The sequence below is a fragment of the Marinobacter sp. EVN1 genome, from assembly GCF_000475375.1.
Lineage (GTDB): Bacteria > Pseudomonadota > Gammaproteobacteria > Pseudomonadales > Oleiphilaceae > Marinobacter > Marinobacter nauticus.
On the sequence record NZ_AXCB01000022.1, the window covers coordinates 1 to 24,842 of the forward strand.

The 24,842-nt window shown below is 54.9% G+C and carries 25 protein-coding genes; 16 read left to right on the forward strand and 9 right to left on the reverse strand.

The features are described from left to right. Positions 1 to 480 precede the first annotated feature (480 nt). Entirely contained in the window at positions 481 to 1,077 is a 597-nt protein-coding gene (locus tag Q674_RS31375) for an acetamidase/formamidase family protein (RefSeq protein ID WP_081698937.1), read from the reverse strand. Between the two features lie 497 nt (positions 1,078 to 1,574). Here Q674_RS31375 and Q674_RS41110 point away from each other — a divergent pair, with 497 nt between their 5' ends. Beyond that, entirely contained in the window at positions 1,575 to 1,814 is a 240-nt protein-coding gene (locus tag Q674_RS41110) for a hypothetical protein (RefSeq protein WP_152526072.1), read from the forward strand. A 39-nt stretch (positions 1,815 to 1,853) separates the two neighbouring features. Beyond that, entirely contained in the window at positions 1,854 to 1,997 is a 144-nt protein-coding gene (locus Q674_RS41210) for a hypothetical protein (protein WP_156509988.1), read from the forward strand. An 88-nt stretch (positions 1,998 to 2,085) separates the two neighbouring features. Here the strand turns inward: Q674_RS41210 and Q674_RS31385 are convergent, their stop codons facing one another. The 3 genes from Q674_RS31385 to dctP form a co-directional block, all read right to left on the reverse strand. After that, complete coding sequence (locus tag Q674_RS31385) at positions 2,086 to 3,396, reverse strand: TRAP transporter large permease (protein ID WP_023008943.1); 1,311 nt, start codon at positions 3,394 to 3,396, stop codon at positions 2,086 to 2,088. After that, the gene (locus Q674_RS31390; protein WP_023008944.1) at positions 3,396 to 3,947 is read right to left on the reverse strand and encodes a TRAP transporter small permease subunit; all 552 of its coding nucleotides are present in this window, start codon (positions 3,945 to 3,947) and stop codon (positions 3,396 to 3,398) included. Before Q674_RS31390 ends, Q674_RS31385 begins: the two co-directional genes overlap by 1 nt. A gap of 81 nt (positions 3,948 to 4,028) precedes the next feature. Then, complete coding sequence (gene dctP, locus Q674_RS31395; RefSeq protein WP_023008945.1) at positions 4,029 to 5,075, reverse strand: TRAP transporter substrate-binding protein DctP; 1,047 nt, start codon at positions 5,073 to 5,075, stop codon at positions 4,029 to 4,031. Between the two features lie 167 nt (positions 5,076 to 5,242). On the opposite strand from dctP, the gene Q674_RS31400 reads away from it, so the two are divergent. Continuing rightward, entirely contained in the window at positions 5,243 to 5,983 is a 741-nt protein-coding gene (locus Q674_RS31400) for an enoyl-CoA hydratase/isomerase family protein (protein WP_023008946.1), read from the forward strand. Here the strand turns inward: Q674_RS31400 and Q674_RS31405 are convergent. Beyond that, positions 5,980 to 7,572 carry a class I adenylate-forming enzyme family protein gene (locus tag Q674_RS31405; protein WP_023008947.1) on the reverse strand — a complete coding sequence of 531 codons (1,593 nt, stop codon included), beginning with the start codon at positions 7,570 to 7,572 and terminating at the stop codon, positions 5,980 to 5,982. The genes Q674_RS31400 and Q674_RS31405 overlap by 4 nt on opposite strands. A gap of 140 nt (positions 7,573 to 7,712) precedes the next feature. On the opposite strand from Q674_RS31405, the gene Q674_RS31410 reads away from it, so the two are divergent. The 12 genes from Q674_RS31410 (at position 7,713) to Q674_RS31465 (ending at position 19,366) form a co-directional block, all read left to right on the forward strand. Next, the gene (locus tag Q674_RS31410; protein ID WP_023008948.1) at positions 7,713 to 8,507 is read left to right on the forward strand and encodes an SDR family NAD(P)-dependent oxidoreductase; all 795 of its coding nucleotides are present in this window, start codon (positions 7,713 to 7,715) and stop codon (positions 8,505 to 8,507) included. Further along, entirely contained in the window at positions 8,507 to 8,947 is a 441-nt protein-coding gene (locus Q674_RS31415; RefSeq protein WP_023008949.1) for a PaaI family thioesterase, read from the forward strand. The genes Q674_RS31410 and Q674_RS31415 overlap by 1 nt, the downstream gene beginning before the upstream one ends. A 66-nt stretch (positions 8,948 to 9,013) precedes the next feature. Beyond that, entirely contained in the window at positions 9,014 to 10,216 is a 1,203-nt protein-coding gene (locus Q674_RS31420) for an acyl-CoA dehydrogenase family protein (RefSeq protein WP_023008950.1), read from the forward strand. Positions 10,217 to 10,250: 34 nt separating this feature from the next. After that, positions 10,251 to 11,018: an SDR family NAD(P)-dependent oxidoreductase gene (locus tag Q674_RS31425; RefSeq protein WP_031210154.1), complete on the forward strand. Its 768-nt coding sequence runs from the start codon at positions 10,251 to 10,253 to the stop codon at positions 11,016 to 11,018. Between the two features lie 81 nt (positions 11,019 to 11,099). Beyond that, positions 11,100 to 12,179: a phosphotransferase gene (locus Q674_RS31430; RefSeq protein WP_023008952.1), complete on the forward strand. Its 1,080-nt coding sequence runs from the start codon at positions 11,100 to 11,102 to the stop codon at positions 12,177 to 12,179. Next, a complete protein-coding gene (gene surE, locus Q674_RS31435) occupies positions 12,179 to 12,958 on the forward strand; it encodes a 5'/3'-nucleotidase SurE (protein ID WP_023008953.1) in 780 nt (259 codons plus the stop codon). The genes Q674_RS31430 and surE overlap by 1 nt, the downstream gene beginning before the upstream one ends. Positions 12,959 to 12,983: 25 nt before the next feature. Then, complete coding sequence (locus tag Q674_RS31440) at positions 12,984 to 14,642, forward strand: long-chain fatty acid--CoA ligase (RefSeq protein WP_023008954.1); 1,659 nt, start codon at positions 12,984 to 12,986, stop codon at positions 14,640 to 14,642. Positions 14,643 to 14,808: 166 nt separating this feature from the next. After that, a complete protein-coding gene (locus Q674_RS31445; protein WP_023008955.1) occupies positions 14,809 to 15,672 on the forward strand; it encodes a branched-chain amino acid ABC transporter permease in 864 nt (287 codons plus the stop codon). Between the two features lie 2 nt (positions 15,673 to 15,674). Further along, entirely contained in the window at positions 15,675 to 16,709 is a 1,035-nt protein-coding gene (locus tag Q674_RS31450; RefSeq protein WP_023008956.1) for a branched-chain amino acid ABC transporter permease, read from the forward strand. Beyond that, on the forward strand, positions 16,702 to 17,469 hold the full coding sequence (locus tag Q674_RS31455) for an ABC transporter ATP-binding protein (protein WP_023008957.1): 768 nt from the start codon (positions 16,702 to 16,704) through the stop codon (positions 17,467 to 17,469). The genes Q674_RS31450 and Q674_RS31455 overlap by 8 nt, the downstream gene beginning before the upstream one ends. Continuing rightward, complete coding sequence (locus tag Q674_RS31460; RefSeq protein WP_023008958.1) at positions 17,456 to 18,163, forward strand: ABC transporter ATP-binding protein; 708 nt, start codon at positions 17,456 to 17,458, stop codon at positions 18,161 to 18,163. Before Q674_RS31455 ends, Q674_RS31460 begins: the two co-directional genes overlap by 14 nt. A 48-nt stretch (positions 18,164 to 18,211) precedes the next feature. Next, positions 18,212 to 19,366: an ABC transporter substrate-binding protein gene (locus Q674_RS31465; RefSeq protein WP_023008959.1), complete on the forward strand. Its 1,155-nt coding sequence runs from the start codon at positions 18,212 to 18,214 to the stop codon at positions 19,364 to 19,366. Positions 19,367 to 19,433: 67 nt separating this feature from the next. On the opposite strand, the gene Q674_RS31470 is transcribed toward Q674_RS31465, so the two are convergent. The 4 genes from Q674_RS31470 to Q674_RS31485 form a co-directional block, all read right to left on the reverse strand. Beyond that, positions 19,434 to 19,889: a MaoC family dehydratase gene (locus Q674_RS31470; RefSeq protein WP_023008960.1), complete on the reverse strand. Its 456-nt coding sequence runs from the start codon at positions 19,887 to 19,889 to the stop codon at positions 19,434 to 19,436. A gap of 32 nt (positions 19,890 to 19,921) precedes the next feature. Next, positions 19,922 to 20,683 (reverse strand): class II aldolase/adducin family protein, encoded by a 762-nt coding sequence (locus tag Q674_RS31475; RefSeq protein WP_023008961.1) that lies wholly within the window; start codon positions 20,681 to 20,683, stop codon positions 19,922 to 19,924. 126 nt (positions 20,684 to 20,809) lie between these two features. Next, entirely contained in the window at positions 20,810 to 21,952 is a 1,143-nt protein-coding gene (locus Q674_RS31480; RefSeq protein ID WP_023008962.1) for an acyl-CoA dehydrogenase family protein, read from the reverse strand. A gap of 10 nt (positions 21,953 to 21,962) precedes the next feature. Next, positions 21,963 to 23,159, reverse strand: a complete 1,197-nt coding sequence (locus Q674_RS31485) for an acyl-CoA dehydrogenase family protein (RefSeq protein WP_023008963.1) — start codon at positions 23,157 to 23,159, stop codon at positions 21,963 to 21,965. 320 nt (positions 23,160 to 23,479) lie between these two features. On the opposite strand from Q674_RS31485, the gene Q674_RS31490 reads away from it, so the two are divergent. Further along, the gene (locus Q674_RS31490; RefSeq protein WP_023008964.1) at positions 23,480 to 24,820 is read left to right on the forward strand and encodes a hypothetical protein; all 1,341 of its coding nucleotides are present in this window, start codon (positions 23,480 to 23,482) and stop codon (positions 24,818 to 24,820) included. Positions 24,821 to 24,842: the final 22 nt, after the last annotated feature.

Consider the following 24,842-nt stretch of genomic DNA (forward strand, 5'->3'; position numbering starts at 1 on the left):
GAATGTTCGCTTTGCGACCTTAACGTAACCTCGATTATGCGTAGCGTCGATGGCTTGGCTATGTATGGGAGGATGAAAGCGTCTCCATTTGCTGATTCAGGATGGCCTGGTGCTGAGGACGCTGAGCGCAGGGAACCGGCGAGACTTGCAGGAAGCGGTGGAAAACCGGCGTGGCCGGCACTCCACCACCGCCGCCAGCTAATTACCTATTGAGGATTAGTGCCGTGGTCGGTGACGCCCCTCTGGCAGGCTTCACCTGGAATGGGAGGCACCCCTTCAGCGGTTTAAGCAAGAAGTACGGGCTAAAGGGCTAAGCATCTGTGCTGCTTGGCTGCCCACCGCCTATCACAGGAATGAAGATGACCTCGCATACCACGGCGCGTTGATGGTGAGATTTGGTCAAACAGAATGTCGGCCGGTGACAGTAGCGCAGCGCGCTCGGAGGTTTAATATCCGTTAACCCGGCCGACATTATCTGTATTATTGCTGCTTTTTCTCGTTCTCCATAACTTCTTTAAAATCCGATTTCCGAATCAATCCATGTATGCCTTTGGTCCCATCAACAACCTGCGAAACTTCATAGTCCGTAGCAGCTGACAAATAGGCCAAGGCCGTCGCCCGATCCATCCCCAGCTTCTCATGCAAAAAGCGGATCGACTCACGCACCGCATCCTTCATGGCTTCGTCAAGGTCCTTATCTAGCCCAATGGGAACCCAGTGCGTAGGGGTTTCCCCAAATGGCTTTTCGAGGGATCCGGACGCGGAAGGTATTTGAGCATCTCCTTTTTTCAGCACAGTGAGGCGAAAGGTTGGGCGCAAGCTATGCTCTAACGCGGTCAGCGCAACCTCGCCGTCCCCTTGGGCCATATGTGGATCACCCGTGTAAAAGTTTGCTCCGTCTACTAACACAGGAAGATATATGGTGGATCCCACACCTAGATCGTTGATATCGATATTGCCACCATAGATATCAGGAGGAACGCTATGTACGGCGTCCTCTGTATCGGCGGCCACCCCCATAACGCCCATGAACGGTGCTGTTGGGAATACAACATCGGTACCCGCGTCTGTTTTCATGATGGCTTCCCAAGAACCATCATCAGCCTTTCGGATTGGCGTGAAAATAGAAACATTATGGTAGTCGCCGGGATTGTCGGCACCTCTGCCAATCGCTGGGGCGCCCACTCCATAGTTATGCTGCTTGAGTTCGACACGTTCTTTTAGCCCGGAAGCCAGCCGTAATTCCCGATGGTGTCAGTACTACCTAGCAAAAAGGTGGGCACTCTTCAGCACCAACGGCCGGCTAAACTATGAGCTCAAGAACACAGCAAGATATCGTCATCAAGCTAATGCGTATGTCGTGTCCTCATAACGACATTGATTAGCCCAAGGATCGGAAGACGTTATCGAAGAGAGCTTGGCTAAGCTGATGCAAGTGAATCCGGATCTTCTGGTTGGGACGTCGATGGGAAGATGGCTGGCGGGCATTCTGTGAGCCGAAGCCGGTATTCCGGTTGTCGCCATCAATCCTGTGACGGATTCTGCCCACACTTTCACGTCCTGGATAGGCCCGGATGTCGATCATCAGGGTAGGCCTATCAACTGACAGACGAAGTGGTTTCTGGCTACTATTCTTTCACCCGCTGGGGCAGCGGGCTGTTGCTGCTGGATCAGGGGATGAACCGCTTCCGTGGAATGACACCGTCGGGGCGCTTGGGGATTATTTTCCGGTTTATAGCTTTGAGGGTGGCAGCCACCGGGTTGAGCATATGGAAGAAGCGTTGAAGCTGATTTGGGAATATGTGAAGGATTGAAACCGAAAACCAGGACTGTATGAACGGATAGACCGAACCATGAATTATGACACTCTCAAGCAGTGCCACCGCGATGAGCGAGGCGGCTGCCCCGCCAATCTCAGCCTGCGGGTTCATCGGTCTATGAACTGGCTGCAGCGAGCAGGGCAACTTGAAGACCCCTGGATTGGAGCGGGCAAATAAGTTCCTTTGCTTGTGAGCGACTCTGCCAGGTCGATTTGCAATTAATAAAAGCAAGAAGGCCTGAGGTCGTTCAGGCCTTCTTGATATCTCAGAAGAGTAATTCCGGCAACCAGGTTGCGATCTCCGGGAAGATCATGATCAGGATGATCCCAACAATTTCTACCAGCACAAACGGTATGATCGACTTGTAGATATCGCTCATCGTGACCGACGGAGGCACTACACCTTTCAGGTAGAACAGGTTGAAACCAAACGGTGGTGTCTTGTAACCAATCTCCATGTTGATCACGAACAGAATACCGAACCAGATTGGGTCAAAGCCTAAGGCAGTAATAATCGGGATAAACACCGGCAGAGTGATCATCATGATGCCGACAGGATCCAGAACCATCCCCAGAAAGAAGATGATGATCATCATGGCAATGACGGTTCCCCAGGCTCCGCCTGGAATCATGGCCATGATGCTTTCTATCAGAGCCTGGGCGCCCATGCTCTGATAGGCGGAGCTGAATGCGTGGGCCGAAAACAGGATCCACATGGTCAAGCCAGTCAGCTTGAGGGTGCGGATCGCGGCTTCATTCAGCACTGACCATTTGAACTCGCCGTAGACCGCTGCTGAAATCAGCGCACCGAGGACACCCATGGCTGCGGCTTCTGTCGGTGTGGTGAGCCCGCCCATGATGGAGCCCAGTACCATTCCCACCACGCTGATCGGCAGGAGAACAGAGCGCAGGGCGCGGAACTTTTCAGGCCAGGATGCCCGGTCTTCTTTAGGAAGCGCTGGTGCCAGGTCTGGCTGCAGGGCGCAGCGGACAACAATATAGAGGGTGGTGAGTACCATCAGCATAATGCCGGGCATAACACCTGCAGCAAACATCTTGCCTACGGATACACCCGTAATCAGGGCATACAGAATCATCAGGATACTTGGCGGAATCAGAACACCCCAGCCGCCACCAGTATTGATCACCCCGAGTGCCATCTGCTTGTCGTAACCCCGGGAGAGCATGGAGGGGAGTGCGATCGCACCCATAGCGACCACTGCCGCACCGCTGATGCCCACCATGGCTGCAAATACCGCACAAATACCCAGAGTACCGATGGCCAGGCCGCCCCGGAGGCCGCCGAACCAGAGATACATCATGCGGTACAAGTCTCGCGCAACACCTGTGCGTTCAAGAATCATTGCCATGAATACAAACAGTGGTATGGCCACCAATGTAAAGCTTTCCATGGTGCCCCAGATCTGGGAAACCACCATGTAGAAGGAGTCAAAGCCCCAGGTGAAATAAAGAAAAACAACAGACACACCACCCAGTACGAATGCCAGTGGCAGGCCAAGTAACAGGAAAAACAGCAGCGAACCAAAGAAAAGAAGCGTCATGACTTCAATGCTCATTATGCTTCTCCTTCTTCAGAATGGCTTTTCCGCTCAGCGGGGTCGTAATAGCTCAGGTTAAATGCGATGGCGATATCCTCCAGCAACCTCACAATGCCTTGCAGCAGCATCAAAACAGAGGCAACAAAGATGGCTCCCTTGGCTGGCCAGATAGGCGGGTTCCAGGCAGAAAAGGAGGTTTCCCGGCTTTCGAACGACTCAGAGGCCATGTCAAAGCTGAACCAGACCAGCGCCAGCATGAAAATGAAAAACAGAATAGAGGTGAAAATGTCGACAAAGCCTTGGGCCCTCAGCTTAAGCGTCGAGTGCAGCAGATCGACATTCACGTGCCCGCGGTGGGCCATGATGTATCCGCCAGACATTACTGCGTATACACCGAACAGCAGCTGTGTCAGTTCATTTGTCCACACCGAAGGTGAATTGAAAAAATAGCGCAGAGCTACTTCAAGTATCAGAAAGACAAACATGGGAAAGACGATCAGGGCTATACATCGGCCAACGTACTCGTTGAGCCTGGTGACGCCTTTCATGAATGCGCTGACTACGCTCATGGCACTCTCCGGGGGACTTAGATGTGAACTGAGAAAACAGGCCCCGGGGGTTAATCGGGGCCTGTGGTGTTGCGTTTAAGATCAGAGGTAGCCAAGTTCGCCAAGGAACTGCTTGAGCAGGCTCAGAGCCTTCTTGGCCTCATCGCTGCGCTTGGCTTCTTCATCCCACATGCCCTGGGCGGTCTGGGCAAGCTTCTGCTGAACATCATCAGGCATCACGTTTACTTCAACACCTTGATCAGCAACGGCCTTGGCCAGGGCGATACGCTCTTTGTACAGATACTGGTTGGTACGAATCCAGAATTGCTCATCCAGAGCCTGCTTCACTACCTGTTGGAGGTCTTCAGGAAGTTTGTCCAAGGCCTTCTGACTGACGATGATGACATCGGTGCCGGCAATGTTCAGCGCAGGCTGAACGTGGTATTTGGCAACATCATACAGGCCCATGCTCGCAGCACCCTGGGCAGCGCCCCAGTGGGCGCCGTCTACAATGCCGGAATCCAGTGCGGTGTACAGTTCACTGCCCGGGATATAGGAAGCGGAAGCACCGGCTTCGGTCAGGAACTTCTGAAGCGCACCGGAGGAACGGATTTTCAGCCCCGTGAAGTCTTCCCAGCTGTTGATGGGTTTGCTGGTAACCATTTCGGTCGGGTAAACCTTGTCGGTTGCCCAGTAAACGCCAGACTTGGCGGCTTCATCCCGCAGCATTTGTTCGAAGCCCATGTTCTGGTGGAAGTACGCGGCTTCCCAAACGTTTCGGAATGCGAAGGGCAGGCCAGAAGCAATGCCGGCCAGGGTCATCTTGTCCTGGGCATAACCGGGAGAAATCGTACCCATTTCCAGAATGCCACGACTCACGGCATTGAAGGTTTCTGTGGCCTTGAACATAGCGCCTGCTTCAAACAGCTGGAGCTTGATCCGGCCTTCAGAGCGTTCTTCGATCACATCCTTCAGTCGACCAAGGCTGTCCTGGTAGGAGCTGCTGGAGCCTGGCCAGTGGGACTGAACCTTCCAGGTGTAGGTTTTTTCAGCGTATACAGGTGCGCTGGCGATAACAGCAGATACACCCAGTGTTAACGCGGATGCATAGGTAGTAAGGTTTTTTCTGAATGTGGCAAGGAAGCTCATAAGTTTGCTCCAGTATTTGTTATAGTTGCATTGCTCGTGTTTCGCAGTGCAGAATATAAGACTGCACCGTGAACTTTTGTTGTTCGACTTTATCACAAGATTTGCCATTTGCAATAGGACGTTTTTCTCCTGTTTCAGAGGGGGAGGGCGACACCCAGGAGATGTACATGATCAAGAAATATAGCCAAGAAAAAACGATCCATCTTGTCATAGATCGTCCGGATAAAAAGAACGCCCTGAACCGAAACATGTATGAGCAGTTGGCAGGTTATGTGCGGGAGGCAAGTTCTGACCAGCATGTGCATGCCATCGTCATCTCGGGTGCTGAAGGTGTGTTTACCGCCGGCAACGATCTTGATGATTTCCGGGCGCGGGCTACGGACGAAAACCCGAAACCCTCTGCCGGCCTTGCATTCATTGAAGAATTGATGGCGTGTGATACTCCGGTGATAGCGGCGGTGGAAGGGTTGGCGATTGGTATTGGCACCACTATGTTGCTCCATTGCGACAGCGTATTTGCGGGGCGCTCGGCCAGGTTCAAAACTGCCTTTGTCGATTTGGGGTTGGTGCCGGAGGCTGCTTCAACTGTGACCATGCCATTGCACCTTGGCTCCCGGATGGCTGCTGAATTGCTGTTGCTTGGTGAAACCCTGGATGGCACCCAGGCCGGTGAGTGTGGCCTGGTAAGCCGGGTGGTAGATGATGGACGGGCTGTGGATTCGGCCCTGGCCCTGGCGGGCAGGCTGGGAGAAAAGCCCCGAGACGCATTGCGGGCCAGCAAGCGTTTAATGAAGGCGCCATGGCGCGACAAGGTGCAGCAGGCATTGGACCGGGAGCGCAGTGTGTTCAGTGAGCGCTTGCGTTCCGATGACTGCCGTGATGCCCTGAATCGTATGCAGCGCCGTTAACCGGCGCTGTTCTCCCAGTAAGGCGTTCTTAGCTCCCGCTTCAAGACTTTGCCAATGGTAGAGCGAGGCAGTTCCTGTCGGAACTCTACGGCACTCAGGCGCTGGGTCTTGCCCAGATGCTGGTTGGCCCAGTCCCGGATTTCCTCTTCTGTTTCCTGGCATCCGGATTTCTTTACCACCAGAGCGAGGGGAGTTTCGCCCCATTGGCTGCTGGGTATGCCGATAACCGCAGCATCGGATACCGCAGGATGGCTGAGGACGACTTTTTCCAGGTCTACGGCGTAGATGTTGAAACCGCCGGAAATAATCATGTCTTTCCTGCGGTCGAGAATATGAACAAAGCCGCCTTCGTCAATGCGGCCCATATCGCCGCTGCGATAAAAGGCAAGCCCATCGGGGCTTTGCCACAGCATCTCCCTGGTCTGCTCCGGGCGGTTTACGTAACCCCGCATCATGGAAATCGCGCGCCCGACAATCTCGCCGATCTCACCCTGAGGCAGCTCCTTGCCATCTTCGCTGACCACCCTTACTTCAGCCCCTTCGGTGGGCACTCCGACGGTATCCCATTTGTCCGGATAGGCAGCGCAGTCGAGGCTGGTGGAAATGCCGCCTTCTGTGAGGCCATAGACCTCCCGGATATTGCCTGGCCAGCGTTTCATGGTTTCGGCGATCACATGGGCCCGGAGCGGCGCACTGGTACAGAGCTTGAGCTTGAAGCTTGAAAGGTCAAACTGGTCGAAGTCCGGAACCGCCAATATGCGCTCAAACTGCACGGGCACCAGCATGGCGTGGGTTACTTTGTGCTGTTCTGCCAGTTCAAGGAAGCGACGGGCATCAAACTTGGCCATCAGCACGAGGGTGCCGCCATAGAAAATGGTCGGTAGCACCGATACCAGGGTGGTGTTGGAGTACATTGGTGTCGATACAAGGTTAACGGCTTCACCGTTGAGCCCGAACCGGCTCATCCTGACCATTTGCCGCTGGCGGAACCGGTAGTCGTGGAGTATGCCCTTGGGAGTTCCGGTCGTGCCTGAACTGTAAATGATGTTGAACGGATCGTTCAGTGTTACCGGCGCCGGGTCTGGCTCGGCGGGAATCGAGCCCAGCCAGTCCTTTAAATGCTGTCCGGCAGCATCGTTGTCCAGCCCGATCACCTCATCGTGATTCAGGCCGGCCCTGAGGCTGGCTTCGGCCCAGATATCGAGGTTTTTACGGGAAACGAACAGGAACCTGGAGCCGCAGTCACGAATCATCAGAGCCAGGGATTCGCCGCTGGCCATACCGGAAAGCGGCACCATGCAGCCACCCGCCACCAGGGTTCCCAGATATAGGGCCACCATTTCCCTGCTGTTTTCCGACAAGGCCGCAACGCAGTCGCCTTTTTTAAGGCCGGTTTGTCGCAGCTTGTTGGCAATGCGGTTGACCTCATGCAGCAGACCGGCCCAGCTGAGCGCTCCCTTTTCGTCGATGATCGCGGTCTTGTCGCCTTGTCCGCTGGCAAAGGCCTGAATACGAAAACCGATGGCCTCCATGGCTTCGCCGGAGTCAGTGGGGGCGTATACGGGCATTTCGTCAAATCGCGTTTTCATTTTGTCATCCTTTGATGTTTTAGTTTTGCTAGATGAAATTAACTTCCAATTATATTGACTCATAACCGTTGCGCGTGACAAATTATCTGGAAAGCAAAATAGAACACACAAAAATAAATCATGTTAGCGGGGAGGATTTCATGGGGCGATTTGATCAGCGAGTGGTAATCGTCACCGGGGCCGGAAGTGGTATCGGGCGGGCAACCGCACTCAGGCTGGGTCGCGAAGGGGCATCCGTTGTGCTTGTTGATGTCGCCGAGGGCGGCTTGCTCGAAACCGAGAATCAGATGGCCGATGGTGTATCTGTGCTGCGTCGGGTGGCAGATGTTGCTGATGAGGCTGCGGTAACTGCCCTGGTAGCCGAAACCATGAAGACCTTTGGCCAGATTGATGTGCTGTGCAATATCGCCGGTATCGCCAGTATTTCCGGAGCCCATCCGCCGGTCACCGAGAACAGTCGTGACGAGTGGGAGAAAGTGCTCGCTGTAAACCTGCTGGGAACCATGCTGACGATAAAGCACGTTGCACCTCACATGCAGGCCCGCAAGAAGGGCAGCATTGTCAATACTGCATCGGTTGCCGGTATTCGTTCGGGGGCTGGAGGCAATGCCTACAGCGCATCAAAGGCCGGCGTGATCAATCTGACCATGACCGCAGCCTGTGACCTGGGGATGGACAACGTGCGGGTAAACGCTGTTTGTCCGGGGCTGGTTGAAACCGGTATGACCCAGAAAGTCTTTGACTATGCCCGGGCACACGAAAAAGCCCACAAACTTGGCTCCCGTTGTGAACTCCGCCGTTATGGCGACCCTGCAGAAATTGCTGCCGCCATCCTTTTTCTCGCCAGTGACGACGCAAGTTACATTACCGGCCAGGCCCTGGCCGTTGATGGCGGGAACACCGCGTCCCTCAACCTGCCTGGAATGAAAGCCTGATGAGCAACAGTAGTCTGCACATTACCGGTGGCAAAGACTTGCCGGGTTTTCACAACATGCTGGGCTACCGGCAGGTGTCGTGGGAAGAGGACGAGGCCGTGATCGAGCTGGAAATCCAGGCGGATCACCTGAATCTGGGTGGTGTTATCCATGGAGGAGTACTTACCTCCCTGCTGGATATTGCCATGGCCGAAGCCGGCACCTACTGCCCCTATCCCGGGCGCATGCGCAAAGCCATTACGCTTTCGCTGACCACCACGTTTACCGGGCAGTGCACCGGGGGCGTAATCCGGGTGACCGGTCGTAAGCGCGCGGGTGGAAGCAGGATTTTTAACAGTACCGGTGAAGTTCACGACGAGCTGGGCAACCTGCTTGCAATCGGTGAGGGCACTTTCCGGATTCGTTCTGGTAGTGAGAAACCTGAAGGCGTTCCCGTCTGAATGCCTGCTAAAGCGATTGCCGGCGTTAGTAGCAGTCGCAAATAATTGAACAGAGAGGAAACGGATATGTTCGAGCTGTCTGACAAGGCCAAGAAACTGCAGGCCGAATTAACCGAGTTCATGAATGCCTATATCTACCCGAATGAAGAAAAGCATCACCATCAGGTGGCAACCGCGGAGAACCGCTGGGCACCGGTTCCGATCATTGAAGAGCTGAAAGAAAAAGCGAAGGCTGCCGGGCTGTGGAACCTGTTCCTGCCAGAAAGTGATCTGGGTGCCGGGCTGACAAACTTCGAGTACGCACACCTGTGCGAGATTATGGGCCGTTCCGAGATGGCTCCCGAGGTATTCAACTGCTCCGCGCCGGACACCGGCAACATGGAGACCATTGCCCGTTACGGAAACGAGGAACAGCAGGAGCAGTGGCTGAAGCCGCTTCTGGATGGAAAAATCCGATCCTGCTTTTCCATGACAGAGCCGGACGTCGCTTCCTCTGACGCAACCAACATTGCTTGCGAGATTCGTCGGGAAGGTGACGAGTACGTTATTAACGGTCGTAAGTGGTGGTCTTCAGGTGCCATGACCACCACCAGCAAGATTGCCATCGTTATGGGCAAAACCGATCCCACCGCTCCCAAGCACCAGCAGCAGTCGATGATTCTGGTGCCACTGGATGCACCCGGGGTGAAAATGATTCGCCCGCTGACGGTATTCGGTTATGACCATGCACCGCACGGCCACGCCGAGATTCACTACGACAACGTGCGTGTGCCGGTCAGCAATATCCTGCTGGGTGAAGGTCGCGGCTTTGAAATCGCCCAGGGGCGCCTCGGGCCGGGCCGTATCCACCATTGCATGCGCACCATCGGTGTCGCCGAGCGGGCCCTTGAACTTATGTGCAAGCGCGCGAATGCCCGTGAGGCCTTTGGCCGCCCGCTGTCCGAATTTGATTCCATCCGGAAAGACATTGCCCGTAGTCGCATCGACATCGAGCAAGCTCGCCTGATGACCCTTAAGGCTGCCCATATGATGGATACCGTAGGCAACAAAGTGGCCCGTCAGGAAATTGCCATGATCAAGGTGATTGCCCCGAGCATGGCCCTGAAGGTCATCGACCGCGCAATACAGGTGCACGGTGGTGCTGGCGTCAGCCAGGACACCTTCCTGGCGTCGGCCTGGGCGAAAGTCCGTACCCTGCGCCTGGCAGACGGCCCGGATGAGGTTCACCTGGATTCCGTCGCCAAACTTGAATTGCGTCAGTATCGCTGAAACAGCTGTTACCCAGAGTGATAAGGATTCGGAAATGACTAATCCATTATTTGATATGACCGGGAAAGTGGCTGTTATCACAGGCTCCACCAAGGGCATTGGCCGGGCCATTGCCGAAGAAATGGCCCGCTGTGGCGCCCGGGTTGTGATCTCCAGCCGTAAGGCTGAAGCCTGTGAACAGGTAGCCAGTGAAATGCGGGCCCAGGGCTTTGATGCCATGGCCATCGCTTGCCACGTCGGCAAGAAGGAGGACCTGCAAAACCTGGTCGACAAAACTAACGAAGCCTGGGGCACCATCGACGTTCTGGTTTGCAACGCCGCGACCAACCCGGTGTATGGTCCGACCGCGGAAATGACCGACGATGCCTGGGACAAGATCATGGACACCAACGTCAAGGGAACCTTCTGGCTCACCAATATGGTGCTGCCACAGATGGCCGAAAAAGGCTCAGGTTCTGTGGTGCTGCTGTCCAGTATTGCCGGTATTCGCGGCAACACCACTATCGGCACTTACGGTGTGTCCAAGGCGGCAGAAGCTGCCCTGGCGCGCAACCTGGCCGTTGAGTGGGGGCCGAAGGGTATCCGTGTAAACAGCATTGCGCCGGGCCTGATCAAGACCGATTTTGCCAAAGCGCTTTGGGAAGACCCGGTTCGCGTAAAGCGGGCAGAAGACAAAACCCCGCTTCGGCGCATCGGTGATCCGATCGATATTGCCGGCCTGGCTGTTTTCCTCGCGACCCCGGCCAGTGCCTACATTACCGGGCAGGTGATTGTTGCCGACGGTGGTGAAACCATCTGCTGATACCGGGAAACCGGAACACCCCTGCCGCCGGGCACCTGTCTGGCGCCAGGGGTAGTCAGAACATAACGACAAGAGATAATCATGAGCATGACTCCAGAGCTGGTAGCGGTTCTGCCAGCCCACAAATTCGATGAAGCCCGCCTGCTCAACTGGCTTCAGCAGGCATTGCCGGAATTCGGTAACCAGATGGACGTGAAGCAGTTTCAGGGCGGGCAATCCAATCCCACCTTTCTGCTGGATACCGGCAACAGGCGTTATGTACTGCGGAAGAAGCCCCCGGGAAAGACGCTGCCTTCGGCTCACATGGTGGAGCGGGAATACCGCGTTATGCGCGCGCTCGCTGAACACACGTCCTTTCCGGTACCCAATGCTCGCGTACTGTGTGAAGACAGTGAGGTCATTGGCACTCCCTTCTACGTGATGGATTTTCTGGAAGGCAGGATTCACTCCCATTCAGCACTCAAAGAGCTGGAGCGTGAAGAGCGAATGAGGGCTCATCACTCAGCCATCGACACGCTGGCAGCTTTGCACTCTGTGGATGTCAACGCTATTGGCCTGGCAGATTACGGCCGCCCGGAGGGTTATGTGTCCCGTCAGGTGGCTCGCTGGAGCAAGCAATATCTCGCATCCCGGACGGATGACCTGCCGGCCATGGACAAGCTGATGGCCTGGCTGCCGGAGAACCTCCCGGCCAGGGACGAGACTTCGATTGCCCACGGTGACTACCGGTTTGGCAACCTGATGCTGGCACCGGATCGCCCGGAAGTAATCGCGATCCTGGATTGGGAGTTGTCGACTCTCGGGCATCCGCTGGCAGACCTTGCCTATTACTGCCTGCCATACCACCTGCCTGCTGATATGCCCGGTATGCGTGGCCTGAATGGCGAAGATCTGCAGGAGCTTGGTATACCAAGCGAGCAGGAAACGATTGCACGGTACTGCGCGCAAACCGGCCGGGACGGTATCGATGACTGGCACGTGTTCCTGTCGTTCTCATTATTCCGGCTGGCGGCCATTCTTCAGGGCGTTTACACGCGGGCTCTGGATGGCAATGCTGCCAACGCCAATGCGCTGGAAGTTGGCAAGCGTGCCAGCCTGCTGGCGGATATCGGCTGGCAGATTGCTTGTGAAGGCCGGAAGCCATGTGCGGAGAAGCGATGATGCAGGGAAAGATTGCCAATCGAATTCTGATTACCAACGATGACGGCATCAATGCGCCGGGTATCGCTATCCTTGAAGCCATTGCCCGGCGGTTGGCCGATGAGGTTTGGGTTGTGGCGCCGGAACATGACCGCAGCGGGGCTGGCCAGAGCATATCCATTCACAGTCCGTTACGGGTTTATCAGGTTGGGGCTAATCGTTATTCGGTTTCAGGCACACCGGCCGATTGCGTGTTGTATTCCCTGGCCGAGTGGTTCGGGGAAACACCGCCAGACCTGGTGCTCTCCGGTGTGAATTGCGGAGCGAATATCAGTGATTCGGTCCAGTACTCGGGTACCGTTGGAGCGGTACTGAGTGCACACCACATGAACATTCCGGCCATTGCGCTGAGCCAGGCCTACCTGAACCGGGACGACGTCCGCTGGTCGCCGGTGGAAACCTTTGCGGAAGCTGTCATTCGCAGGCTTTACCGCCCCGACCAGGTTCTGGCGTGGAATGTAAACTTTCCAGCCTGTGAAGCGGCCGATATTACCGCAGCCCGATGGTGTCGGCAGTCCAACGGCTCTATCCAGAAGCCAACACTGGTCGCAGGCCGTGATGCGCGCAGCCTGCCTTACTGGTGGCTTGGTTTTGACCGGAGCTCACGCCACATTGTGGCGCCGGATGCGGATGTGACCGTACTTCGTGAAAAAGCCGTTGCCATTTCACCGTTACGCCATGATGAGCCCTTGCCCGGGGCTGTTGATTATTTTGATTTGTCCGCTCAAGCGGTTGACTGAATTAACCCAGGGGGAGAACAAGAATATGTTTACACGCCACTACAAGGTTTGGCCGAAAGATCTGCCCAAAACCATGACCCTGCCGAAAACCAGTCTGTACACCAACCTGGAAGTCTCGGCACTGCGCTATCCGGACCACGATGCCATCGTTTTCTACGATGCGCCCATGACCTATGCCAGGCTTAAGCGAGAAGTCGATACTATGGCGGGTTACCTGCAGGCCCAGGGGGTCAAGAAGGGTGACCGGGTCCTGCTTTATATGCAGAACTCCCCGCAGTATGTGGTCTCCTACTATGCCATCCTGCGGGCCGATGCCGTGGTTATTCCTGTGAATCCCATGAACCGCGCGGCGGAGCTTGAGCACTATATTTCGGATACCGGCTCCACGGTTTGCATGGCGGGCCAGGAACTGGCGGGCTTCATCGCGCCGTTGATTGGTGAGACCAACCTGGAACAAGTGATTGTTGCGTCTTACAACACCTACATTAATCCGGAAACCGACCTGACGTTGCCGGCTGAAGTTGCTGCGCCCGCGTGGTCCAGGGATATACCGGGAGTGGTTACCTGGGAGGCGGCCCTGGAAGCCGGACACAAGCCCGGTGAACATACTGCCGGCCCGGATGACCTTGCCGTTATTCCGTACAGCTCCGGTACCACCGGGGCACCCAAGGGCTGCATGCACACTCACCGGTCGGTGATGGCGACAGCCGTGCACCGGGTATTCTGGAATCTGTCCACTCCGGATAGTGTTCAGCTATCCACGCTGCCGTTCTTCCACGTAACCGGCATGACTGGCTCCATGAACGGTCCCATATTCTGCGGTGCCACTTCTGTCATCATGACCCGTTGGGACAGAACCACAGCGGCACGTTTGATTGAGCGTTACAAGGTTACCGGCTGGACCAATATCGTCACTATGGCGGTGGATTTTCTGTCAAACCCGGAGCTGGGTAGCTACGACATCAGCAGCCTGAACATGATCGGGGGTGGTGGTGCCGCGATGCCTGTTGCGGTGGCGGAAAAGCTCAAAAAGCTGACAGGCCTTGATTACATCGAAGGATACGGCTTGTCTGAAACCATGGCAGCTACCCACATCAACCCCGGTAACAACCCTAAACCGCAATGCCTGGGGATTCCGGTATTCGATGTTGATAGCCGGATTATCGATGTCGACACACTTGAAGAAAAAGGCGTGGGAGAAACCGGCGAGATCGTTTCCTGCGGGCCTCAGGTCACTCTGGGCTACTGGAATCGCCCCGTGGATACCGAGGCCTCGTTCGTCGAAATCGATGGTAAGCGTTTCTTCCGCACCGGCGATCTGGGTTACTACGATGAAGATGGTTACTTCTTCATGGTGGATCGGGTCAAACGCATGATCAACGCGTCTGGCTTCAAGGTCTGGCCGTCTGAGGTAGAAGGGTTGATGTACCGTCACCCATCCATCCACGAAGTTTGCATTATTTCTGCCCCGGACCCCAAGCGTGGTGAAACGGTCAAGGCTTGTATTGTACTAACGCCTGAGGCTGAAAACACAACAACCAAGGGCGACATCATCAGTTGGTGTAAGGAGCAAATGGCGGCCTACAAGGTACCAACCATCATTGAATTTGTTGATGAGTTGCCAAAATCACCGACCGGAAAGCTGATGTGGCGGACACTTCAGGAGCAGGAGTGGCAGAAGTAGCCTCCAGAGGCTTCTTATGCGTTCATGTACCGCTGTGCGGAATATAATTTTATTTAATTGACAGAGTGGAAATGTAATGTAATTGTTTAGGTGGATACTGCGGAGACTGTTCCGCAGTATCTATGCCTCGCGCTCTCGCATAAAAACAACCAACGGAGGGGCAGTTTTGAACCTTTTCTTCCAGCAAATCATTAACGGGTTAACTCTCGGCAGCATCTACGGACTCGTAGCGCTCGGGCTGACCCTGGTCTACGGAATTCTCCACGTTCCCAACTTCGCACATGGCGCGCTCTACATGGTTGGAGCCTTCATGTCGTATTTCTTTATGGTCGACCTGGGTGTCCACTACTGGATAGCTATGGCGGGCTCAGCTGTCGTCGTCGCTATACTGGCCGTTCTCTGTGAGCGCCTGGTGTTCCACCCGCTAAGAAACTCTCCTCCGATCCACGACAAGATCGCAGCAATCGGGATACTTCTGTTCCTGGAAGCGGTGGTTCAGATGTTCTGGGGCTCTGATTTCCGCCGCATGAGCTCGCCGTTCACCGGCATCCTTAATTTCGACGGACTGATCATTCCAGAGCAGCGGTTGTTGATTATCGTGGGCGCATTTGTGCTTGTGTTCGCGCTGCAGTTGTTCCTGCGCAAGACCATGACCGGCGCCACCATTATTGCCATGGCCCAGAGTCGGGAAGGGGCATTTCTGGTGGGAATTGATGCTAACCGGGTCGCGATGATGACATTTGCCATTTCGGGTGCCCTCGCGGCGATCGCCGCGACACTCTATGCGCCTATTAACCTGGTTTACCCTGCCATGGGACACCTGGTGATCATGAAGGCCTTCGTAATCATCATTATCGGAGGAATGGGCAGCATTCCAGGAGCCATCGTTGGCGGCATGATCATCGGATTTGCCGAAGCCCTTGGCGGTTTCTACATCTCTACTGATTACAAAGACATCATCGCCTTTGGTCTGTTGGTGGTCATTCTTTCTATCCGCCCGCAGGGCCTGTTTGCGAAGGGGGCGCACTGATCATGTTATTCAAGATTGGTCGATATCTGATGACGCCCGGGGCCAAGATGGCGCTCCTGGCCTTTGCCCTGGTGTTCCCTTTCCTGGCTTCAAATGAATACCAGGTCTATGTGATGGCTTCGGCCTTTGTCTGGGCCATTGCAGTATACGGACTGAACATCATTACCGGTTACTGCGGCCAGCTTAACCTGGCCCATGGCGGCTTTTTCGCCATTGGCGCTTACACCCTGGCATTGCTGACGGCGGACGCAGGTTGGAGTTTCTGGCCGGCGTTTGTTGCAGCCCTGCTGGTGAGTGCCGCGCTGGGTTTCCTGGTGGGGATCGTGTCCTTGCGTCTCAAAGAGCACTACTTCGCCATTTTCACCTTGTGTGTCGGGTTTATCATCTACCTGCTGATCGATAAGTGGGAAGAGTTGACTCATGGTGCTATTGGCGTGCGTAACATTGCAGCGCCTTCCGGGTTTGGCCTGGTGGATTTCACAGAAACAGTGCCTTTCTACTATCTGGTCCTGGCTTTTCTGGTGTTCTGCATCTGGTTCATGGGGCGGCTGTCACGGTCCTTGCTGGGGCGCACATTTATTGCAATCCGAAACGGGGACGAGCTCGCGCAATCACTGGGTATCAACCTGATGCGTAACAAAATCCTGGCGTTTGTACTGTCGACTACCTATGCCGGCCTGGCCGGAGCCCTATACGCAGGCATGGTTCGAATTATTGGCCCGGAAGAGGCAAACATTGTTCATACCTTCGACATGATTACCTACCTGCTGGTAGGCGGCATCGGCACGCTGATGGGACCGCTACTGGGTACGGTAGGGATTGTCTGGATCACCCAGTCCCTTCAGTTCCTTGAAGAGTACCGGATGATCATCTTTGGCCCGATGCTGGTCATTCTTGTGATTTTCTTCCCCCGGGGTATTTCTGGTCAGTTCCTGACCTGGATGCACCACAAGGCGCAGTCCATGGTGCCGGGGAAAAAGCGCAAGGAAAAAAAAGTGCAGAACGCCAGCACCGAGGAGGCCAAGAATAATGCTTAAGGTAGAACATCTGACCAAAATGTTTGGCGGCCTTGCCGCGGTGAATGATGTGTCGGTCGAATTCGAAACCGGAAAAATCAACGCAATTATTGGCCCTAATGGTGCCGGTAAAAGCACCTTCTTCAACCTGATATCCGGGCTGCATCAGCCAACCTCCGGCCGCATCACTCTGGACGGGGTAGATGTGACGCATATGCCCTCTGACAAGGTAGCCCGCCTGGGTGTGGGGCGTACGTTCCAGACTACCAATCTGTTCGATCAGGCCACGGTTCTGGATAACCTGATTGTAGGGCACAGGTTGCGCACTGAATCGGGCCTGTGGGATGTGTTGATCAACAGCAAGCGTTTGCAGCGGGAAGAGAAAGCCGCCCGTGATAAGGCAATGGAAGCGCTCGACTTTGTTGGTTTGAACCATATTGCCGGGCAGTTTATTGCAGATACCACCCAGGAAGAGCGTAAGCGGGTTGCCTTTGCCCTGGCACTGGCGACAGACCCGAAGATCATCCTGTTGGATGAGCCTGCCGCAGGGGTAAACCCCGAAGAGACCGAGGGCTTTGCCGAGCTTATGCGCAAGATGGTCAATAACGGCCTGACGCTGTGTCTGATTGAACACAAGATGGACATGATCATGAGCCTGGCAGACAAAATCATGGTGCTCGATCACGGCGAAAAAATTGCAGAAGGTACACCGGAGGAGATCAGAAACAATCCCGCAGTGATTGAGGCCTACCTGGGAGGTGACGAAGATGCTGCAGCTTGACCACGTAGACGTTTGCTACGGCAGCTTCAAGGCGCTGTCAGATATTTCAATGACCGTGGATACGGGCGAGCTGGTGGTTCTGCTTGGTGCCAATGGGGCGGGCAAGTCTACCCTGTTTAATGCCATCAGCGGTTTGGTGCGGCCATCTGTCGGTGATATTCGTTTTGAAGACAAGCACCTCAATGGCATGAAAGCCAGTGCCGTGGTGTCAGCGGGTGTCGTGCAGTGTGCGGAAGGCCGCAAGCTGTTCCCACAGATGAGCGTTCTACAGAATCTGATGATGGGAGCTTTTGTGCACCGTCGTGACAGCGGTGGCAACAAGAAGCGCCTGAATGAAGTTCTTGAACTCTTCCCGATACTCGAAGACAAGGCTGACCAGCCAGCGGGCTCGCTTTCCGGCGGGCAGCAGCAAATGGTCGCTATCGGACGGGCGATGATGAGCAGGCCAAGACTGCTGATGCTGGATGAGCCCTCGCTTGGCCTGGCACCGCTGGTGGTTAAACAAATGTTCGAGACCATTCAGCAGATCAACAGTCTGGGCACTACCGTGCTGTTGGCAGAACAGAATGCCTTTGCAGCCCTGAAGATCGCTGACAGGGCTTATGTCATGGAAAACGGTCACCTGGTTATGGAGGGTGACCGGGAAATGATGTTGGGCAACGAGCAGGTTCGCAAGGCCTATATCGGCGCCTGATTGGTGATAAACAAAGCAAACCGAAGCGCAACAAACCAGGAGAAAACAATGAAAAAACTTAGAACCTTGGGTCAAGCAATTGCCGCAGCTACTCTGACAATGTCCCTCGCCGCCGGCGCTAGCGCCGGAGAGGTAAACATTGGCTTTACCGGTCCTCTGAGCGGTGGTGCCGCCCTTTACGGTGAAAACACTTTATCTGGCCTTCGTATGGCGGCAGAAGAAATCAATGCGTCCGGCGGATTCGACCTCGATGGTGAGAAAACCAAGGTGAACATCGTGTCCCTTGATGACCGTTACTCTCCTGCCCAGGCTGCAACTAACGCCAAGCGGCTCAAGCAGGAATCTGGTGTGCCGGCCGTATTTGTTCCTCACTCGGGGGGCACCTTTGCGCTGCAGGATTTCAACGAAAAAGATAACTTCATCGTGATGTCCTACAGTAGCGTGCCCAGTATTACCGAGAGTGGTAATACGATGACCCTGCGGATTCCGCCAACGTTTGATGGGTATGTAAAGGCCTTCACAGATTACGAAATGCAGAATAATGGCAGTAAAACAATGGGTATGGCCGGTGCAACCCACGAATACGCCAAGATCTGGGCATCGATGATCAAGAAGGAATGGGAGTCCAAGGGAGGTGAAATCGTTGCCGACAACCCCATGGACTACAACAAGTCGGCTGACTTCTTTACGGGTATCAGCCGGATCATGGCTTCAAGCCCGGACGTTCTTTTTGTGGGTGGTGCTTCCGAGCCTACCGGACTGGTGATCCAGCAAGCCCGCCAGATGGGATATCAAGGCGGCTTTATCGTAATGGACCAGGCCAAGATCGATGAGGTGGCCGAGGTCGCCGGTGGTCTGGACATGGTAGAAGGTGCTATCGGTGTAGTTCCCTTAAGCGTTTACGAGACAGAAACTGCCAAGAACTTCATCAAGCGCTATCGTGACAAGTACGGTAAAACTCCGGGTTCCGAGGCGGCCTACAACTACCTGGCATTGCACGCCCTGATAGAGGCTATGGATGCGACAGAGTCTACAGACCCGAAAGTTATCCGCGCTGCCATGGGCGATGCCCTGAAGAGCATGGATGTCAGCTATAACCCCTACGAAGTAACAGAAGTAACCGAGAATGGCGGCTTTGTAACACGTACAACGCTGGCTGTTGTGAAAGATGGCAAGATTGTGCGCGAAGAAATCAAAAAGTAAGCCTTAGTTCGTTAAAAAGGCGGCACCTCCAGAGAGATGCCGCCTTTTTTGTGCCACAAGTCCAGAGTCAGAGCACATACATGGCGAGGTTCTCGACCACACAGGCAGGCTTATCTTCATTTCTGACTTCAACCACTGTCTGGTAAGTGGCCAGCAGGCGGTGATCATCCACCCGCTTCACTGATACCAGCTCAACCCGGGACCGGATATCTGCCCCAGCCTTGACGGCTGCGGGAAAGCGGAGTTTGTTCAAGCCGTAGTTGATGGTGGCTGAAGTTCCCGTCACCTTGATGACTTCGCTGTTGAGCCTGGGTATCAGTGAGGCGGTCAGGTAGCCATGGGCGACCGGGCTCTTCCAGGGGGATTCGCGGTTGGCCCGGTCGACATCCACATGGATCCACTGATGGTCGCCGGTGGTTTCGGCAAAGGCGTTTATCATGGCCTGGCTCACGGTTACCCAGGGGCTGTGGCCAATGAGCATGCCCTGATAGGCTTCAAGATCATTAATATCAACAGTAATCATAGAACCTTCCTGAAAGTGGATTGATGACGGGCTCAAACGTTGTAGCCAGGAGACCTGGCATCAAGCAGTCTCAGAAGGGCGGGCCAGGTGAGCTTTGCTGCCTTGCCGAGTGAGCCTGATTGATCCGCCGTGGTGTCGATAGCCTGTTGGGTGGGCATGTATACCGGGCCACAACTCTGCGCTTTTACCTGTATCTCGCAGGCCTTCATCAGGAAGTAGAGGTATGTGAAGGTTTCCGGCACGTCGCGGCCCACGGTCAGAATGCCGTGGTTGCGCAAGATCATCATGGATTTGCTACCCAGATCCCGGATCAGGCGCTCCCTCTCATCAAGGTTGAGCGCTACGCCTTCATATTCGTGGTAACTCAGGTGCTCAAGGCACAGCATGGCGGTCTGGCTCAGGGGCAGTAGGCCATCACGGTGGGCTGATACCGCAACACCATCTGCTGCATGCAGGTGCATGACGGCTCCGGCATCTTCACGCCCCATATGTACGGCACTGTGGATGGTAAACCCCGCCGGGTTAACCCTGCGCAGCCCGCCAGCCTCCACGACTTCGCCATTTTGGTCGACTTTCACCAGGGATGAGGCGGTCATTTCATGGAACAGCAATCCGTAGGGATTGATCAGAAAGTGATGATCAGGCCCGGGCACCCGGGCTGACAGATGGGTGAACACCAGGTCGTCCCAGCCAAACAGGGCTACCAGTCGATAGGCAGCAGCCAGTTCGGTTCTTATTTTCCATTCGGCTTTTCTCAGATCAGCCTGCATTTCGTCCGGGTGGTTTTTTGTCATGATTGTTCCTCCGCAGAGAATGATTACTCAAGGTTATTCCGGGCATAAAAAAGGGGTGGCATAGGCCACCCCGAAAGAGGGTCCTGACTGAATGTGGAGGCAGACCCAAGGTTCACTGATTCAGTATCAGTTGGCTTCCAGCAGGGCGGCATAGCGCTCCAGGTGGAAATCGTCATCGCCCAGCTGGTGGTTGATCATCACCAGGCGCTTGGCGTAGTGGGCAAAGTTGTATTCCCAGGTCATGCCAATACCGCCGTGGGACTGTATGCCCTTCTCGGAAATAAACTGGGCGCTACGACTAATTACGTTTTTAGCGGCCGCAATTACCCGGCGGCGCTCGTCACTCTGAGGCTCATCAGCCACGCTGGCGGCAAGGATGGCCATTGAACGAGCCTGCTCCAGTTCGGACATCATGTCGGCCATCCGGTGCTGAAGCACCTGGAACTTTCCGATGGGCACACCAAACTGCTTGCGCTGTTTGAGATAGTCCAGGGTCAGGTCACAGGCGACTTCCATAACGCCGACAGCTTCACCACAAAGAGCGGAAATGGCACGGCCAACCTGGTATTCAATAACATCGGCAGCCTCACCTTCGTTGCCCAGCAGAGCGTCTGCGCCGACTTTGACGTTGTTCAGGAATAGATCGCAGCCCTTCGCGCCGTCGATGGTCGGGTAGCTGCGACGATCCAGGCCTTCAGCATTGGCGTCGATGACGAACAGGCTGATGCCAGCGGCATCACGGCTGTTGCCGGCTGTGCGGGCAGAAACCACCAGCAGGTCGGCACTATGGCCACCGATTACGACCGCTTTGCGACCGTTAAGAACATAGTCGCTGCCGGCTTTCTCGGCGGTAGTTTCTACGTCGTTGGTGTTGTAGAAGCTCTGAGGCTCCTGCAAGGCAACGGCTACCTGGGTTTCGCCCGTTGCTATGCCTGCCAGCCACTGTTCTTTCTGCTGTTCATTGCCGGCCTGGCTGATCAGCCCGCCGCCGAGAACCACAGACTGGAGGTACGGCTCGATGCACAGACCGCGGCCCAGCTCGGTCATCACGCTTTGAACTTCAACGCCGGTGCCGCCAAAGCCGCCGAGTTCCTCGGGGAATGGCACCGCCATCAGGCCCAGTTCGCCTAGTTGCTTCCAGAAACTTTCACTGAAGCCAAGCTCTGATTCGCTGTATTCCAGCCGTTTTTCGAAGCTGTACTCACCGCGAACCAGACGAGCCACGGTGTCCTGCAGCATTTGCTGCTCTTCGTTGAGTCGGAAATCCATGGTCGCCTCCTTAAAGTCCCAGAATCATTTTCGAAACGATGTTCTTCTGGATCTCGTTTGATCCACCGAAAATAGACAGCTTGCGGTTGTTGAAGTAATGGGCAGCCAGGGGCGCAGCATCCGGGTCAGACAAGAATTCGCCGTCATAGGCCTGGTCCATCTCTTCTTCAACAAACGGAATGGCGTAAGGTCCGATCGCCCGGCGTGCCAGGTCGTTGATAGCCTGGCGAATCTCGGTGCCGCGCACTTTCAGCATAGAGCTTTCCGCTCCCGGAACGCCGCCGCCTTCTACCGAGGCAACAATTCTCAGGTTGCTGATCGCTGCTGCCATCAGGTCGATTTCGACCTGCGCGATACGTTGGCTGAAGGTCGGATCCTGAATCAGGGGTTTGCCGTTCTTCACCCGACGGCTGGCCAGCTGCTTGAGGTGTGTCAGTGCTGCTTTGGACAGGCCGATGCCCGCCAGGCCGGTACGCTCGTAGGTGAGCAGGTACTTGGCGTAGGTCCAGCCTTTATCTTCTTCACCCACCAGGTTCTCGACGGGAACCTTCACGTCTTCGAAGAAGACTTCGTTAACTTCATGCTCACCGTCTAGCGTGATGATCGGACGAACGGTAATACCCGGGGTGTTCATGTCGATCAGCAGGAATGAGATGCCTTCCTGCGCCTTCACTTCTGTGTTGGTGCGTACCAGGCAGAAGATCATGTTGGCGTGCTGGCCCAGCGTGGTCCAGGTCTTCTGGCCATTAACGATGTAATGGTCGCCTTCGCGCACAGCCCGTGTTTTCAGGGAAGCCAGGTCAGAACCCGCGCCTGGCTCGGAATAACCCTGACACCACCAGTCTTCGCCGCTCAGAATCCGGGGCAGGTATTGCTGCTTCTGTTCTTCGGAGCCGAACTTGATGATGACCGGAGCCACCATATTTACGCCGAAGGGAATGGAGCGGGGCACACCGTAACGGCAGGACTCTTCATCCCAGATGTGCTTCTGGACCGGTGTCCAGCTGACACCCCCGTACTGTTCCGGCCAGTGCGTGGCGTACCAGCCTTGCTCGCTGAGGATTTTTTGCCACCGCTGGTGGTCTTCCTTGCTCAGCTTGCGAAAGCCTTTCACCTTGGCTGCGATGTCTTCAGGCAGCTTGGCATCCAGAAATGCGCGAACTTCATCGCGGAAAGCCAATTCCTCGGCTGTGTAATTCATGTTCATAGGTAACCCTCACCGTGCTCTTAGCGAAAATGTATACCGCATAGCAGAATTGTTCCATGATCCATCAACCAAACGGTGGATGTCAATGCTAACGGAATCAACTGTCAAAAAAATGCATCGTTGTAGACATGCAAAAAGATAAATGGACTTGTTGATCTAAAATTCTTCATCTATATTCGTTGTCGTGGAAGATGGTACTGCATAATGAAATGCAAATAACCCACCATTCCGCTGTGCGGAATTATTGCGGTAGGGTCTGTACCAGTCCCGGAGATTTAACAATAAAGACGCTAACCAACTCCGATGCGAGGTTTTTCAAGATGACAACAACAACCCGTTTTGCCACCCATCCGCTGGTCCGCGCCGTAGCCCTGGCGGGTGCACCTCTGCTGATGCTTGGCTCGGTAACTGCCCAGGCGCAGAGCAACACAGAGCTGGAAGAGCTGCGTGAGCGCATCCAGGTTCTGGAAGGAAAGCTGGAAGGTGCTGTGTCGACTGCCCCTGAATTGCGGGACGACAACCCATATCTGTTACGTGATGGTGATGGCATCAAGATTGGTGATACCACAATTTCGTTTGGGGGTTTCATCAAGGCTGATGCAATCTTTGGCTCTGGTGGTGATGGTACGCTGAACAGTTATACCATTGGCTTGCCAAGAACGTTTGCCAAGGCGGCAGGAAGTGATACCAGTGATTGGAAAACCGGGTTCAGTGCGCGCGAGTCGCGCATCAGCATAGGGACAAAGACTGAGGATGTAGCTGGTCATAACTTGACCACATACGTCGAGATGGATTTCAACCAAGATTTGAATGATGCCCTTAATGAAACGGGTAACGAGATAGTTTCCAACAGTTACTCCCCGCGCCTGCGTCAGGCTTATGGTTCATGGAATGGCTGGGACTTCGGCCAGACTTACACCACGTTTACTGATTTGGCGGCGATGCCGGAAATTCTGAACCAAGGCAAGCAGGCAGCCTTTATTTATGTGACTCAGCCGCAGATTCGCTACACCATGGCAGCTCCTGGTGGCAAATTGATGGTGGCGCTGGAGAATCCCGAGGATGGTTTCTACGGAAGGTCATATGACGACCAGTCGTATCCGGATCTCGTCGCACGATATCAAATCCGTGGCAACTACGGGTTCTATTCCGTAGCGGGTATGGTTCGTAACCTTGAAGATGACGGCGCGGACGATACAAAAGTAACTGGTGCGGTTTCTTTAAGTGCGCGTATTCCGACGATTGGCCGTGATGACCTGCGTCTCCAATACAGCTATGGCACACTTGGCCGTTATATGGGGTTGTTAACCTATCCGGATGTTGATCTGGCCGAGCAGGCTGCCGGTGAGGTAGAGCCATTGAAAACCTATGGGGTTACAGCTGCCTATCGTCACTTCTGGAGTCCGGCCTGGAGAAGTAACCTGACAGTTTCACACACAGAGATTGTGAGTGATTTATTGAATCCGGTTGCAAGACCCGTTGCGAATGGCACGCTCAGCTATTTCGACTCCTCCACCTCAGTCCACGCCAACCTGCTGTGGTCCGCTCATAAGAACCTGACTCTGGGTCTTGAATATGCCTACTGGGACTTTGGCGAGATTGCAGGCAGCGGCAGCCAGCAGTATGAGCAGGTAATGGCTTCCGCCAAGCTGTCATTCTGATCAGCGATTTCCGTTGAGTTAA

Excerpts from the sequence above, each read along its gene's own strand:
- Q674_RS31375 (WP_081698937.1), bottom strand. The coding sequence starts at position 1,077 with ATGAAAACAGACGCGGGTACCGATGTTGTATTCCCAACAGCACCGTTC.
- Q674_RS41110 (WP_152526072.1), top strand. The coding sequence starts at position 1,575 with ATGTCGATCATCAGGGTAGGCCTATCAACTGACAGACGAAGTGGTTTC.
- Q674_RS41210 (WP_156509988.1), top strand. The coding sequence starts at position 1,854 with ATGAATTATGACACTCTCAAGCAGTGCCACCGCGATGAGCGAGGCGGC.
- Q674_RS31385 (WP_023008943.1), bottom strand. The coding sequence starts at position 3,396 with ATGAGCATTGAAGTCATGACGCTTCTTTTCTTTGGTTCGCTGCTGTTT.
- Q674_RS31390 (WP_023008944.1), bottom strand. The coding sequence starts at position 3,947 with ATGAGCGTAGTCAGCGCATTCATGAAAGGCGTCACCAGGCTCAACGAG.
- dctP (WP_023008945.1), bottom strand. The coding sequence starts at position 5,075 with ATGAGCTTCCTTGCCACATTCAGAAAAAACCTTACTACCTATGCATCC.
- Q674_RS31400 (WP_023008946.1), top strand. The coding sequence starts at position 5,243 with ATGATCAAGAAATATAGCCAAGAAAAAACGATCCATCTTGTCATAGAT.
- Q674_RS31405 (WP_023008947.1), bottom strand. The coding sequence starts at position 7,572 with ATGAAAACGCGATTTGACGAAATGCCCGTATACGCCCCCACTGACTCC.
- Q674_RS31410 (WP_023008948.1), top strand. The coding sequence starts at position 7,713 with ATGGGGCGATTTGATCAGCGAGTGGTAATCGTCACCGGGGCCGGAAGT.
- Q674_RS31415 (WP_023008949.1), top strand. The coding sequence starts at position 8,507 with ATGAGCAACAGTAGTCTGCACATTACCGGTGGCAAAGACTTGCCGGGT.
- Q674_RS31420 (WP_023008950.1), top strand. The coding sequence starts at position 9,014 with ATGTTCGAGCTGTCTGACAAGGCCAAGAAACTGCAGGCCGAATTAACC.
- Q674_RS31425 (WP_031210154.1), top strand. The coding sequence starts at position 10,251 with ATGACTAATCCATTATTTGATATGACCGGGAAAGTGGCTGTTATCACA.
- Q674_RS31430 (WP_023008952.1), top strand. The coding sequence starts at position 11,100 with ATGAGCATGACTCCAGAGCTGGTAGCGGTTCTGCCAGCCCACAAATTC.
- surE (WP_023008953.1), top strand. The coding sequence starts at position 12,179 with ATGCAGGGAAAGATTGCCAATCGAATTCTGATTACCAACGATGACGGC.
- Q674_RS31440 (WP_023008954.1), top strand. The coding sequence starts at position 12,984 with ATGTTTACACGCCACTACAAGGTTTGGCCGAAAGATCTGCCCAAAACC.
- Q674_RS31450 (WP_023008956.1), top strand. The coding sequence starts at position 15,675 with ATGTTATTCAAGATTGGTCGATATCTGATGACGCCCGGGGCCAAGATG.
- Q674_RS31455 (WP_023008957.1), top strand. The coding sequence starts at position 16,702 with ATGCTTAAGGTAGAACATCTGACCAAAATGTTTGGCGGCCTTGCCGCG.
- Q674_RS31460 (WP_023008958.1), top strand. The coding sequence starts at position 17,456 with ATGCTGCAGCTTGACCACGTAGACGTTTGCTACGGCAGCTTCAAGGCG.
- Q674_RS31465 (WP_023008959.1), top strand. The coding sequence starts at position 18,212 with ATGAAAAAACTTAGAACCTTGGGTCAAGCAATTGCCGCAGCTACTCTG.
- Q674_RS31470 (WP_023008960.1), bottom strand. The coding sequence starts at position 19,889 with ATGATTACTGTTGATATTAATGATCTTGAAGCCTATCAGGGCATGCTC.
- Q674_RS31475 (WP_023008961.1), bottom strand. The coding sequence starts at position 20,683 with ATGACAAAAAACCACCCGGACGAAATGCAGGCTGATCTGAGAAAAGCC.
- Q674_RS31480 (WP_023008962.1), bottom strand. The coding sequence starts at position 21,952 with ATGGATTTCCGACTCAACGAAGAGCAGCAAATGCTGCAGGACACCGTG.
- Q674_RS31485 (WP_023008963.1), bottom strand. The coding sequence starts at position 23,159 with ATGAACATGAATTACACAGCCGAGGAATTGGCTTTCCGCGATGAAGTT.
- Q674_RS31490 (WP_023008964.1), top strand. The coding sequence starts at position 23,480 with ATGACAACAACAACCCGTTTTGCCACCCATCCGCTGGTCCGCGCCGTA.